The organism is Mesorhizobium sp. M0954 (assembly GCF_040319155.1).
Taxonomy (GTDB): domain Bacteria; phylum Pseudomonadota; class Alphaproteobacteria; order Rhizobiales; family Rhizobiaceae; genus Mesorhizobium.
This window is the reverse complement of record NZ_JAMYNR010000001.1, coordinates 1-13095: the sequence shown is the minus strand read 5'-3', so window position 1 is coordinate 13095 and position 13095 is coordinate 1. Positions and strand designations below refer to the sequence as shown.

The following is a 13095-nucleotide window of genomic DNA, read 5'->3' as shown; positions in this document are numbered from 1 at the left end:
GCGGTTAGGGCGCCTTCCTCCATCCATTCCTGATATGCCTGTAGCCGTCGCGGTAGACGGCTTCCGGGCCTTCGGAAAAGTCGCGCCACACCTTGGTGGCCGCGGCCAGATCCTTCAGCGAGCGGCCGAACGCCTCGATCGTCAGCCAATCGTCATAACCGCTCTTGCGGATGGCAGAGAACGTCTCTTTCCAAGGGACGTGGCCGCGGCCCGGCACGCCGCGATCGTTCTCCGAAATGTGGATATGGACGATGTTCTTGCGGTTGCGCGTATAGGCCCCGATCGGGTCAGCCTCTTCGATGTTGGCATGGAACGTGTCGTACATCGCCTTGATGTGCGGCCGGTCGATCGCGTCGATATGCGCCGACAAATCGTCCATCGTGTTGAGCAGATAGCATTCGAAGCGGTTGAGCGCCTCCAGCCCGATGGTGACACCCTTGTTGCCGGCATGGTCACCGATGACGCGCTGCGAAGCGACCGAACGTTTTTTCTCGGCCGCCGTCGGCCCGCTGCCGGAGAAGACCCCGAGTGTCGAATGGAGCGGGCCGCTCAACGTGTTCGCGCCAAGCGCCTGAGCGCAGTCGATCGTCGATTTCATGTAGTCGATACCGGCCTTGCGCGTCGAGGCATCCGGCGAGATCAAATTCATCGCCGGATCGCCCATCGCCGAGACGGCGGTGCGTTGCAGCCCGATACGGTCGAGCAGCTCGCCGAGTTTCCTGTAGTTGTCCGGCGTGCCGGAGAAGACCGGTATCTCGACGCCGTCGAAGCCGGTCGCCTTGATGTCCCTCAACAACGGCTCGTGTTTTTTTGAGACACTGGTCGTCCACAACAACATGCACATGCCGATTTTCATCGACGCCCCTCCCCTTTTTACGGCCGGGCTTGCTCCTCCGGCGACTTCGCCACAAGCCCCCTCATCCGGCCGCTTCGTGGCCACCTTCTCCCCGCCGGGGAAAAGAGGTGAACGCCAGCGCCAACGATCTCCTCTCCCCACGAGGAAAGGTCGGATTGCCCCGAATTGCCTTGCAATTCGGCTGGCAATCCGGGTGACGGGGACTTCCCATTAACCGGGCGCAGCGATTAAAGCTTCGTCCACGCTCCGTTCTTCTTCGACGACTTCACGCAGGCCTCGATGAAGGCCATGCCCTCGACGCCGTCCTGCACGGTCGGGAAGACGACATCCTTGGCCGGCTTCCCGCCCTTCCGGCGCGCTGCACGAATAGCCCGCGCGGCTTCCTGATAGATGTTGGCGAAACCTTCGAGATAGCCTTCCGGATGCCCTGGCGGAACGCGGCTGACGCGCCCGGCGACGGGGAGCGCGCCGGCGCCATTACGGGTAATCAACTGCTTCGGCTGGCCGAACGGCGTGTACCAGAGATAGTTCGGGTCGGCCTGCACCCATTCGAGGCCGCCCTTCGAGCCGTAGATGCGCAATTTCAACCCGTTCTCGTGGCCGGGCGCCACCTGGCTTGCCCAGATCATTCCCTTCGCCGGGTGCGACCCGCCGACCGGCTTGAAGCGCAGCAGCACATTGATGTTGTCGTCGAGCAGCCTCCCCGGCACGAAGGCATCGAGATCGGCCGACAACGAATCGAGCTCCAGCCCGGAGACGAAACGGGCAAGGTTGTAGGCATGCGTGCCGATATCGCCCAGCGCACCGCCGGCACCCGCCTGCTTCGGGTCAGAGCGCCACGCAGCCTGCTTCTGGCCGGTGGCGGCCAGGTCTTCGGTCAGCCAGTCCTGCGGATATTCCGACTGCACGATACGGATATCGCCGAGCTGTCCCTTGGCCACCATCTCGCGTGCCTGCCGCACCATCGGATAGGCGGTGTAGTTATGCGTCAGCACGAACACCTTGCCGGTCTTCTCGACCAGCGCGGCCAACCTCTTCGCCTCGGCCAGCGACGTCGCCAGCGGCTTGTCGCAGATGACATGGATGCCGGCCTCGAGAAAAGCCTTGGCTGCCGGCACGTGCACATTGTTCGGCGTGACGATGGCCACCGCCTCGATGCCATCCGGCCGCTTGGCCTCCGCCTTGGCCATCTCGGCATAGGAGCCGTAGCTGCGTGCCGGATCGAGCCCAAGCTCGGCCGCCGAGGCCTTGGCGCGCTCCGGATTCGACGAGAGGGCCCCGGCAACCAGCACGAACTCGTTATCAATGCGCGCCGCGATGCGGTGCACCGCGCCGATAAAGGCGCCTTGTCCGCCGCCAACCATGCCGTAGCGGATCGGACCGCCTCCCGTTTCCGTCTTCGATGCGCCAACCATGATTTTCTCCCTCGTCACTGAAATACCCCTCCGCTGAGGGGAAGGTGGCCCGCACGGCCGGGTGGGGTTGGTTCATGCCGAGCTCTACGCCCGGCGACCCCACCCCGATCCGCTGCGTGGATCGACCCTCCCTTCGAGGGGGAGGGATATCTGTGCTAGATCCCCATCATGCCGCGCAGCATCTTTTTATCGGTCGTGCCGCCGGCGAAGTCGTCGAATGCTTTTTCCGTCACCCTGATGATGTGGTGCTGGATGAAGGGAGCGCCTTCGGCCGCACCATCCTCCGGGTGCTTGAGGCAGCATTCCCATTCCAGCACCGCCCATGAATCGTAATTGTATTGAGTGAGCTTGGAGAAGATGCCGCCGAAATCCACCTGCCCGTCGCCGAGCGAGCGGAAACGCCCGGCACGGTTGGTCCAGCTCTGGTAACCGGAATAGACACCTTGCCGCCCGGTCGGATTGAACTCGGCATCCTTGACGTGGAACGCCTTGATCCGCTCGTGGTAGATGTCGATGAATTCGAGATAATCGAGCTGCTGCAGCAGGAAGTGCGACGGGTCGTAGTTGATGTTGCAGCGCTTATGGCCGCCGACCGCATCGAGGAACATCTCGAATGTCGCGCCGTCGAACACGTCCTCGCCCGGATGAATTTCGTAGCCGACATCGACGCCGTTCTCGTCATAAACGTCGAGAATCGGCTTCCAGCGCTTGCCGAGTTCGGCAAACGCTTCCTCGATCAATCCCGCCGGCCGCTGCGGCCAGGGGTAGAGGTATGGGAAGGCCAACGCGCCGCAAAACGACACCGACGCCTTGAGCCCGAGATTCTTCGACGCCTTGGCGGCGAACTTCATCTGTTCGACCGCCCATTGCTGCCTTGCTTTTGGATTGTTGTGCACCGCAGCCGGCGCGAAGCCGTCGAACTGCGCGTCATAGGCGGGATGCACCGCCACCAGTTGCCCCTGCAGATGCGTCGACAGTTCGGTGATCTCGACGCCGGCATCGGCGCAGATGCCCTTCACCTCGTCGCAATAGGCCTTGGAGGAGGCTGCCTTCTCGAGATCGAACAATCGGGCGTCCCATGTCGGGATCTGCACGCCCTTGTAGCCCAGACCAGCCGCCCATTTGGTGATCGAGGCCAGCGAATTGAACGGCGCGGCGTCGCCCGCAAACTGCGCCAGGAACAGACCAGGCCCCTTCATCGTCGTCGGCATCGGCATCTCCCTATGTTTCACGACCAAGCATAGCGCCGATTGAAAACAGGGCCAGCGTCTTTGGTCTCTTTGCACAGCGCGCTCAGCGCCGCTATTCTGGTATTACCAAATGCCGAAATCCGGTCAAGCCATTTGACGCGCTGCCGCGGTCCTGCAACCATGCCGAGTTAGGCCACATGTTTAAGTATAATCAATAGCATAGACAGGAGCCAACGCTTGATGGCAGCACTTCTTGCCGTCCAGATGAAATTACTGTAGACCTCCCATCAGGCCCAATTGGTCGAACCAGTTTGCAAAAAATGCTGGGACGCCTTGGGGAAGAATCATGCGGCACGCTTCGGCAGAGTGCGCCGCAGGCGAACTGGTACAGGCGATTCTGGGAAGGATAGACCATGCATCTTTCGACGCACAATTGGATGCGGGCGGAGCCGCTGGAAACGACGCTCAAGCGCATCAAGAAATTCGGCTACGAGTCGATCGAGATCTCCGGCGAACCCGATCAGTACAAGCCCAAGGAGACGCGCGCACTGTTGAACGAGTACGGCATTCGCTGCTGGGGAGCGGTGACGCTGATGCTGGGCGAGCGAAATCTCGCCGCCAAGGACCAGGGCCAACGCGAGCGCTCGGTGCAGTATGTCAAGGACGTGCTGACCATGGTCAGCGAACTTGATGGCGAGATCATCACGCTGGTTCCGGCCACCGTCGGCAAGGTGGTGCCGGACGGCACCGAGGAAGAGGAGTGGAAATGGGTGGTCGACGCCACCCGGGAATGCTTCACCCACGCCAAGAAGGTCGGCGTCAAGATCGCGGTCGAGCCACTCAACCGCTTCGAGACCTATCTGTTCAACCGCGGCGCCCAGGCACTGGCGCTGGCCGATGCGGTCAGCCCCGAATGCGGCGTCTGCCTCGACGCCTACCACATCCACATGGAAGAATTTAACGTCTACGACGCCATCCGGCAGGTAGGCAAGCGCCTGTACGACTTCCATGTCGCCGACAACAACCGCTTCGCCGCCGGCCTCGGGCAGATCGACTGGCCGAAGATCGTCGGCACGCTGAAGGAGATCGGCTATGACGGCGCGCTGACCAATGAATTCGTCGCCCCCGTCGACCGCACGCCGGCTGCCCCCTATCCCGACATGGTCGAACGCAACCCCGTCGACATCTCGCCGGAGCAGCTGAAATTCATTCAGGACCACGGCTCCAGCGTGCTCACGGAGAAATTCTACACCGACCAGATGCGCATCAACGCGGAAACGCTGCTGCCGCTGATCAAGTAGCCGAGCCGTTTGGAAAGAGCCCTTCCGCCTCACCGCGGCCGGGCCGAGGATGAACATGCGCATCAAGACGGTCCAAGCCTGGTGGGTCCGCATACCGATCGAAGCCGCGAAGCAGCACCGCAGCGACTTCGGTCAGGTGGCGACGTTCGACGCCGCCATCCTGCGCATCGAGACCGACGACGGGCTGGTCGGCTGGGGCGAGGGCAAGAATGCCGCCGGCAGCGCCGGCAGCTACGGCGCCCTTGTCCATTTGCTGAACTACGAGGTCGGCCCGCAGCTGGTCGGCCGCGACCCGGCTGACATCGGCGTCATATGGGAGATGCTCTATAATGGCACGCGCCACGATAGCGCCGCTCGCGCCGGCCACGCCATGCCGCAATTGGCGCGACGCGGCATGAGCATCGCGGCTATCAGCGCCGTCGACATCGCATTGTGGGACATTCTTGGCAAATCGCTCGGCGTTCCGGTCTGGCGGCTGCTCGGCGGCCGCAAGCTGGACCGCATGCCGGCCTATGCTTCCGGCGGCTGGGCCACTGCGGAAGCCATCGGCGACCAGCTGCAGTCCTACATCGCCAAGGGCGGTTTCAAGGCGCTGAAGATGCGCGTCGGCGCCATGGACGGCGCCCCACATATCTCGGCCGCTCGCGTCCGTGCCGCCAGACGGGCGCTCGGTCCCGATATCGACCTGATGGTCGACGCGCACGGCACCTACACGGTGGCCGAAGCCAAGCGCTTTATCCATCTCGCCGGCGACCTCGATCTCGCCTGGTTCGAGGAGCCGGTGATCGCCGACGACAAGCCCGGCATGGCCGAGGTGCGCGCCTGCGGTTCGATCCCGATCGCCACCGGCGAAAGCGAGGCGACGCGCTATGCCTTCCGCGACCTCGCCGTGCTCAAATCTGCCGATATATTCCAGCCGGATCCGGCCTTTTGCGGTGGCATCAGCGAGGCGATGAAGATCGGCACCATCGCCAGCGCCTTCAATCTGCGCTTTGCGCCGCATCTTTGGGCCGGCGCGCCCTGCTTCTTTGCCGGGCTGCATGTCTGCGCTGCTTCACCGGCGAGCTTCACCGTCGAATATTCGCTCGGCGCCAACCCGATGATCCACGATCTGATCGAAGAGACTGTCGAAGCAAAGGACGGTATGGTAGCGATCCCTGATAGACCCGGGCTGGGATTCACCATTTCGGAGCGGTTCCTGGAGGCGCACGCGCAACACGGCTGACATGAAAGAAAAGAACCTTCTCGCGGAACTCGCCGCCTATCTGTTCTCCCATTCGGACAAGGAGACGGGCCGCACGCCGTCGGAGCGCGAACTGGCAGAGCATTTCAGCGTCAGCCGCGGCCAGATCCGCGAGGCGCTGGCCATTCTCGAGGCCATGCGCATCGTCGAGCGACGGGCGAAATCCGGCATCTACATCGATACGAAGCAGGCGAGCGTCGAGGCGATGGCGCTGTTCGCCCGCGCCGGCCTGCCGCTCGATCCCGTCCAGATCTACGAGACGGTCGAGTTGCGCAAGATCCACGAGATCAAGGCCGCCGAACTTGCCTGTTCACGCGCCACCGAGGAGAATTTCGAGCGGCTGCGCGAGATCCTGAAGGCCTCCGAGGATCGCATCGCCGCCGGTGAAGGGCTTGCCCGGGAAGACCGCGAGTTCCACCTCGAGATCGTGCGGGCGACCAAGAACAGCGTCTTCCACAATATCTGCAGCGTCTACTACATGATGGGTGAACTGCGCCTGCCGATCTATTTCAACGATCCCGAACGCAGCGTGCGCTCCCATGCCGAGCATATCCAGATCTACGAGGCGCTGCTGCGCCGCGACGGCAATCTCGCCCAGGCGCTGATGAGCGCCCACCTGCAAGGCGCGGAAAGCTACTGGAAGGGGCTGATCGAGGGGCGTGGGGCGGAACCGGAAAGCCCTGCGCTCGAAAAGGCCTGAAATGCCCAAGATCCTGTCAACACACAGACTCCACCCTCGTGCCGCTTCCATGCTGACCGGGGCCGGCGAACTCGTTGTTGCTTCCGCCCTCGATGCGGCCACGCTGGCCGCCGAGGCGAGGAACGCCGATGTCATCATCGTTCGCGCTCCCTTGCCTGCGGCGCTTTTCGAAGGCGCGAAGAAGCTCAGGGCCGCGATCCGCCACGGCGCCGGGCTGGACATGGTACCGATGGAAGCGGCCAATGCGGCCGGCGTGCTGGTGGCGAATGTGCCGGGGGTGAACGCGCGATCTGTCGCCGAATATGTGATGTTCGCGGCGCTGGCGCTGCTTAGGCGCTTCCGTGTGTTGGACCGCGACTTGCGTGCGAAGGGCTGGCTGGCGGGCCGCGAACACACGGTGGTAGCCAGCGAGCTAGCGGGCAAGACGATCGGCATTGTCGGCCTCGGCGCGATCGGTCAGGCGGTTGGCCACATCGCCGCCCATGGGTTCGATCTGAATGTGGTGGCGACGACGCGCAGCATGCGGCCGGCGCCGGACAGGGTCGGCTTCCTGTCGATCGATGCACTCATCGAACAGAGCGACATCATCGTTCTGTGCTGCCCGCTGACGCCCGAAACACGGGGGCTGATCAGCCGCGAGCGCATTGAGCGGATGAAGCCGGATGGGCTGCTGATCAATGTTTCGCGCGGGCCGGTGATCGATGACGACGCGCTGATCGAGGCCTTGCAGAAGGGCCGCATCGGCGGCGCTGCGCTCGATGTTTTTGCTACACAACCGCTACCGCCCAACCATCCTTATTTCGGCTTCGACAACGTGATCGTCACCCCGCACATGGCTGGGATTACCGAGCAGTCGATGATGCGCATGGGCGTCGGCGCGGCTGGCGAAGCCTTGCTGGTGCTGGCCAACAGATTGCCGGTCAATCTGCGCAACCCCGAAGTGGTCGAGCACTACCGGCGGCGGTTCCCTGCCGATTTCTGAAAGCGCCCCAATTTTCCCGAATTCGCCGACGATGGTGCCAGCATGGCAAGCGTCACAAAATTCCTGCTGACCGCCGGCTTCTGCGTGGCGACGGCGCAAGCCTTCGCCAACGAACAGGGTAGCTACGTGTTCTGCGACAACGGCATACGCTGCCTGGCGGCGCCCTGTCCATCGAACAGCGCACTCGACCTTGCTGCTGGGAAGCTCATCAAAGGCGTTTCAATCGACATCGATCGCCTGCCGCAACAAGACAAGGCGCTCGATCTTTCAGACAAGCTCTATGCCGGCAAGGTCGTTGTTGTCGGCTCGATCGAGAACCGTACCCGGACCTTCAACGGCAAGCGGTACACCCTGCCTTGGCTGGTCGCCACCAGCATCGAACGCGCCGCCAAGGACAGCGAACGCGGCCACTGCTCGTCGCGCTGACACGCGCTGTGCGATCAATTTGCAAGCAGCCCCTCCACGCCGGCTGCGATGCGCAGCAGGTGGTGGTCATGGCCATTGCGCGCCACCAGCATCAGCCCGGCCGGACGCGTCATTCCCGGCATCGGCAGCGAGATGGCTGATAGATCGAACTGGTTGGCGACCTGCGTGTTGCGCAGCAGAAGGCCTTCCATCCTGTTGCACAGCGCCTCGTCGCTGGTCATCGACACGATCGTCGGCGCCGTCACCGGTGTGGTCGGCAGGGCCAGCACGTCGACCGACGCCAGCCGGTCATCCATCGCGGCGGCCAGCGCCGTGCGGCGGCGCATTGCCCTGATATAGACCGTGGCCGGAATGGCGGCGGCGCGCGACAATGGCCCGCTTACCCGCGGATCGACCGGCCTCGTCGCTCCCGCCGCCAGCCAGTCGGCATGGATCTCCGCCCCTTCCATCGCCGCGATAGACGCGCGTTGGGTTGCCACGCGCAGATCGGCAAGCAGGTCGTCGATCGACAGCTCCACAAGCCGTGCGCCGCTAAGCTCCATCTTGCGCAGACACCGGTCGAACGTCGTCGCGACCTCTTCGTGCGTATCATCGAACAGCACGCCGCGCGCAATACCGATGCGCAGGCCGTCCAGCGGCAGCGGCAACAGTGCCGCCAGGTTTTCGCCCGACATCACTGCATCGGCCGCCGCACATTCGGCGACGGTGCGGGCCAGCGGACCGATCGAGTCCAGCGTGGCTGACAGCGGAAACGCACCCGCAAGCGGCACGCGCCGCGCAGTCGGCTTGAAACCGACGACGCCATTCAGCGATGCCGGAATGCGCACCGAACCACCGGTATCGGAACCGATGGAGATTTCGCTGGTGCCTTCGCCCACCGAAACGCCGGCGCCTGAGGAGGAGCCGCCCGGAATACGGCTGGCATCGCTAGCATTGCCGGGCGTGCCATAATGTGGATTGACGCCGATCGCAGTAAAGGCGAACTCGGTCATGTTGGTCTTGCCGAGGATGATTGCACCGGCCTGGCGCAACTTTTGCACGACAATGGCATCCCGCAGCGCCGGCGCTGCGTTGGCGAGCAGCAGAGAGCCCGCCGTGGTCGGCTCGCCGGCGACATCGAACAGATCCTTGATCGAGACGATCGCCCCATCGAGCGGCCCGAGCGTGACGCCGGCTTTTCGCCGCGCATCGGTGGCGTCCGCCGCCGCCCGGGCGGCTTCCGGGTAGAGCTTTACGAAAACCCTCTCATCGTCGACGCGAGCGGCAAGAGACGAAAGAATTGCTTCGAGGTGATCGCGGGCTGATTGCATTTTTCGGTGTCGGACTCCGCGCGCTTGCAACGTCTTAAGGTAGCAGCCAGAAACTGGCCGCAGGAGACATAGCCCGGCGCGGTCGGATTTGCACCTGTCGAACCGAAGGAGGAAGGCGCGATGCTCTACCAAGGCAGCTGCCACTGCGGCAAGGTCGCGTTCGAGGTCGAGGGCGAGCTGACCGGAGCCGTTCGGTGCAATTGCTCGATCTGCTCGCGCAAGGGTGCACTGCTATGGGCAGTTCCGCATGAGAGCATGCGGGTGCTTGCCTGGGGCGATGATCTCGGCCGCTACAGTTTCGGCAACCATGTCATCGCCCACCGCTTCTGCCGCAGCTGCGGCATTCACCCCTTCGCCGAGGATGTCGGCGAAGGGAGCGGGCGAAGTGCCTATATCAATATTAATTGCATCGAGGCGTTGGACGTCGCCGCCGTGCCGGTCTTCGACTTCGACGGCCGTTCCGTTTAGGCCTTGGGGTCGTCGATCGGCTTGGGGCCAAGGAAGAACGCCGCCAGTGCCGCAAGCAACGTCGCCGCCGCGCAATAGGCGAAGGCGGTGGCAACGCCGGTATTGTCGACAAGCAGGCCGCCGAAGACGGCGCCCAACGCAATGGCGACCTGGAACGTCATAACCATGAGCCCACCGGCGCTTTCCGCCTGATCGGGGGCGGCCCGCACCAGCCAGGTCTGCAGCCCGACTGGGACGGCGCCGAAGGCAAAGCCCCAGCTGGCCACTGCTATTGCAGCCACGACGGGTGAACCTCCGACCACCAGCAGCAGGAGCGCCGAAAACGCGATCAGCAGGGGCGCCAGGCTGACGGCTGCCTTGAGGCTGCGTTCGGCAATGAAGCCGCCGGCAAAATTGCCGAAGAAGCCACCAATGCCGTAGGCGAGCAGCACAAGCGAGATCGTCTCGATGTCCAGCGCGGGCACCTTCTCGAGAAACGGGCGGACATAGGTGAAGCCGGCAAAATGTCCCGAGGCGACCAGTAGTACCACCAGCAGTGCCACCCTGATCATCGGCCGCTTCATCACCTCCAGCAGCGTGCGAAAACCTGCCGTACCTGCAGGCGGCAGCTTCGGAATGGTAGCCACCTGCACCAGCAGCGCCAGCGCTCCGACCACGGCGGCGATCATGAACGCCGTCCGCCAGCCCCAGATGTCGCCGACATAGGCGCCGACCGGAGCCGCGCAGACCGTTGCCACCGAAACGCCGGTGAGAATGATCGACATGGCGCGCGGCATCAGCCGCATCGGAACGAGCCGCATCGCCATGGCTGCCGACATCGACCAGAAGCCGCCAAGACTGATCCCGAGCATGATGCGGGCAATCAGAAGAACGGGAAGCGAGGACGCAAACGCGGCCACCAGGTTTGACAGCACAAGCAGCACCGTCAGCGCCCACATGACCAACCTGCGGTCCAGCCGCTTGGTGACAATGGCCATGGTCGGCGCCGCAATCGCGCCGATGACGGCGGTTGCCGTTACCGCCTGCCCGGCGGCGCCTTCGGTGATGCCGAGATCCTGCGCAAGCGGCGTCAGCAGGCTGGCAGGCAGAAATTCCGCGGTCACCAGGCCGAAGACTCCGAGCGCCAGGGAGACCACTGCCCCCCATGCGGGCTCGGATCGTTCGCCGGTTTCCGATGGGTCGAGAACGGCGTCCATGACGCCTGTCGCGGGTTCGGTCATGAGGGATCTCCGATCTGGTTGCAGCGCAGCATCTGGCTGCAGTGCAACATAGGGAGTGACTGTCTGGAGTTTCCATGCTAGAAACACCATTATGCTTGACCGTTCGTCCAAAATCCCCGTCACCGGTGATCCGCTGACAGACATATTGCGCGGATTGCGCCTCGAAGGCGTCGATTACGGCCGTTGCGAGATGAAGGAACCCTGGGGCATCCATTTTCCGGCTCAGGCGGCGGCACGGTTTCATTTCATCGGCCGCAAAGGCTGCTGGTTGCTGCAGCCGTCCGGCGAATGGGTGGAACTGAAGGCTGGCGACGCGGTATTGTTGCCGCGCGGCTCAGCCCACACGCTGGCGAGCGAGCCGGGTACCGAGGCGGCGCCGATCCACGGCTATGAGGTCGAGGAAATCTGCAAGGGTGTCTATTGCATGTCGAATGACGGCATGCCCGGCTGCCGTCCGGGGACCTTGCTGTTTTTCGGCAGCATGTATTTCAATCTCGATGGCTTGCACCCCTTGCTCGGCATGATGCCGGACGTGATGCGCGCACATGAGTTGGAGGCCTATGAGCCAGGTATCCCGCATTTGCTGGAAGCGATGGCCCGCGAGGTGACGATGGAGCGCGTCGGCTCCGGCGGCATCCTGGCGCGGCTGGCCGATGTGCTCGCCGCGACCGTCATCCGCTCATGGGTCGAGCGCGGCTGCGGCGACTCTTCCGGTTGGATTGCGGCGGTCAGGGACCGCGAGATCGGCCGGGTGCTGGCCGCGATCCATCTGGAACCGAACCGCGACTGGACGGTGGAAGCCCTGGCGAAGATGATGGGTGCCTCGCGATCAGGTTTCGCCGAGCGCTTCGCAACCATTGTCGGCGAAACACCGGCAAAGTACGTCACGCAGGTGCGGATGCACCAGGCGAGGCAATGGCTGGTCCGCGACCGGCTCAAGATTTCCGTCGTCGCGGCTCGTCTCGGCTACGAATCCGACGCCTCCTTCAGCCGCGCCTTCAAACGGGTCATCGGATCGCCGCCTAGCCATTTCCGGGCTGAGGAACAGGCTGATATCCGCCAGGCCGGCTAAACGTTGGCCGGATTATTGCTCGGTGATGCAGGCCGAGCCGGCGCTGCTCTTGCAATATTTGCCGGAAGCCCCGCACCTGCCATCCGAGACTTCCACGACGGTGCCGCTCAACAACAGCTTGCAGTCGCTGGTGGACAGATTGACCGTGCCGTTGAGATCCTTGATCTTCTTGGCGTCGACCTTCGCGCCTGCGACAACTTTCTTGGCTGCCTGCGCCTCGCCCAGATGCGCCGCCGACAATCCCATACCGGCGACGAGTAGGATCGTCGCAAAACCGCGAAATAGAGTTCCCATAGCCAACCCTCCGTTTTGGGCCTCCAAATTGGGCTTGCAAAGCCCGTTTGGGACCAAAGGATCAGCCTATTCGACAAATCGGAGCATCCGCATCCCCCGTATGGGGGATGACGGGAAGACTCGAGCATTTAGCAGCCAAGGGAATCACTCGACGTCGCACAAATGCGGCTAAAACACATGGTTTAGAGCGGTATGCACGGCTCGATTTGAACGCATCCGTTCTAGCTGCAGCAAAGAGGCTTGTACTTAGCCGGCGTGACGCAGGCTTATTCCGCTGCCCTTGTCGAACAGCACCACCTTGTCCGGGTTCCAGGCAAAGCGCACCGGCTGCTCTATCTGCACGTCGGTCCTGGCCGGCACGGTGGCGCGCAGCATGGTGTCGCCGACCCGCAGCGTCAGGATCTTTTCGACGCCATGGTTCTCGACATCGTGGACCCGCGCCTCGACCGGCGCGCCGGTCTCGAGATAGACGTCTTCAGGGCGAATTCCGAAGACGAGCGGGCGACCGTCGGTCGCCGCGCCCGTCTTTGGGGGGGGGGGGGGGGGGGGGGGGGGGGGGGGGGGGGGGGGGGGGGGGGGGGGGGGGGGGGGGGGGGGGGGGGGGGGGGGGGGGGGGGG

General features: G+C 63.6%; 13 protein-coding genes and 1 pseudogene. 7 read left to right on the top strand and 7 right to left on the bottom strand.

All coding sequences use genetic code 11. The features are described from left to right. Nucleotides 1–4: 4 nt before the first annotated feature. From NKH93_RS00070 to NKH93_RS00060, 3 genes are all read right to left on the bottom strand, one after another. Nucleotides 5–856 carry a sugar phosphate isomerase/epimerase family protein gene (locus tag NKH93_RS00070; protein ID WP_352823333.1) on the bottom strand — a complete coding sequence of 284 codons (852 nt, stop codon included), beginning with the start codon at nucleotides 854–856 and terminating at the stop codon, nucleotides 5–7. A gap of 227 nt (nucleotides 857–1083) precedes the next feature. Then, nucleotides 1084–2271 (bottom strand): Gfo/Idh/MocA family protein, encoded by a 1188-nt coding sequence (locus NKH93_RS00065; protein WP_352814567.1) that lies wholly within the window; start codon nucleotides 2269–2271, stop codon nucleotides 1084–1086. 155 nt (nucleotides 2272–2426) lie between these two features. Further along, nucleotides 2427–3482: a sugar phosphate isomerase/epimerase family protein gene (locus NKH93_RS00060; RefSeq protein ID WP_352823336.1), complete on the bottom strand. Its 1056-nt coding sequence runs from the start codon at nucleotides 3480–3482 to the stop codon at nucleotides 2427–2429. Nucleotides 3483–3874: 392 nt separating this feature from the next. Here NKH93_RS00060 and NKH93_RS00055 point away from each other — a divergent pair, with 392 nt between their 5' ends. From NKH93_RS00055 to NKH93_RS00035, 5 genes are read left to right on the top strand one after another with little or no spacing between them, the layout of a single operon-like run. Continuing rightward, a complete protein-coding gene (locus NKH93_RS00055) occupies nucleotides 3875–4762 on the top strand; it encodes a sugar phosphate isomerase/epimerase family protein (protein WP_352448392.1) in 888 nt (295 codons plus the stop codon). Between the two features lie 55 nt (nucleotides 4763–4817). Further along, nucleotides 4818–5987: a mandelate racemase/muconate lactonizing enzyme family protein gene (locus NKH93_RS00050; protein ID WP_352474076.1), complete on the top strand. Its 1170-nt coding sequence runs from the start codon at nucleotides 4818–4820 to the stop codon at nucleotides 5985–5987. Between the two features lies 1 nt (nucleotide 5988). Next, a complete protein-coding gene (locus NKH93_RS00045; RefSeq protein WP_292661187.1) occupies nucleotides 5989–6705 on the top strand; it encodes a FadR/GntR family transcriptional regulator in 717 nt (238 codons plus the stop codon). Between the two features lies 1 nt (nucleotide 6706). Next, entirely contained in the window at nucleotides 6707–7687 is a 981-nt protein-coding gene (locus NKH93_RS00040) for a hydroxyacid dehydrogenase (RefSeq protein WP_352814573.1), read from the top strand. 42 nt (nucleotides 7688–7729) lie between these two features. Then, on the top strand, nucleotides 7730–8113 hold the full coding sequence (locus NKH93_RS00035; protein WP_352474072.1) for a hypothetical protein: 384 nt from the start codon (nucleotides 7730–7732) through the stop codon (nucleotides 8111–8113). Nucleotides 8114–8127: 14 nt separating this feature from the next. Here NKH93_RS00035 and NKH93_RS00030 read toward each other — a convergent pair whose 3' ends face one another. Then, nucleotides 8128–9423, bottom strand: coding sequence for an amidase (locus NKH93_RS00030; protein WP_352474071.1), 1296 nt, complete (start codon nucleotides 9421–9423; stop codon nucleotides 8128–8130). Between the two features lie 120 nt (nucleotides 9424–9543). Between NKH93_RS00030 and NKH93_RS00025 the strand changes: the two genes are divergently transcribed. After that, nucleotides 9544–9891 (top strand): GFA family protein, encoded by a 348-nt coding sequence (locus NKH93_RS00025; RefSeq protein WP_023675184.1) that lies wholly within the window; start codon nucleotides 9544–9546, stop codon nucleotides 9889–9891. Here the strand turns inward: NKH93_RS00025 and NKH93_RS00020 are convergent. Further along, entirely contained in the window at nucleotides 9888–11111 is a 1224-nt protein-coding gene (locus tag NKH93_RS00020) for an MFS transporter (RefSeq protein ID WP_352448398.1), read from the bottom strand. The two genes, NKH93_RS00025 and NKH93_RS00020, sit on opposite strands and share 4 nt — an antisense overlap. A 91-nt stretch (nucleotides 11112–11202) precedes the next feature. Between NKH93_RS00020 and NKH93_RS00015 the strand changes: the two genes are divergently transcribed. Further along, on the top strand, nucleotides 11203–12183 hold the full coding sequence (locus NKH93_RS00015) for an AraC family transcriptional regulator (protein ID WP_352474069.1): 981 nt from the start codon (nucleotides 11203–11205) through the stop codon (nucleotides 12181–12183). 12 nt (nucleotides 12184–12195) lie between these two features. Here the strand turns inward: NKH93_RS00015 and NKH93_RS00010 are convergent, their stop codons facing one another. Beyond that, nucleotides 12196–12477, bottom strand: a complete 282-nt coding sequence (locus NKH93_RS00010; protein WP_352474067.1) for a hypothetical protein — start codon at nucleotides 12475–12477, stop codon at nucleotides 12196–12198. 246 nt (nucleotides 12478–12723) lie between these two features. Next, a pseudogene (locus tag NKH93_RS00005) lies at nucleotides 12724–12999 on the bottom strand (TOBE domain-containing protein); the annotation flags it as partial. Nucleotides 13000–13095 lie beyond the last annotated feature (96 nt).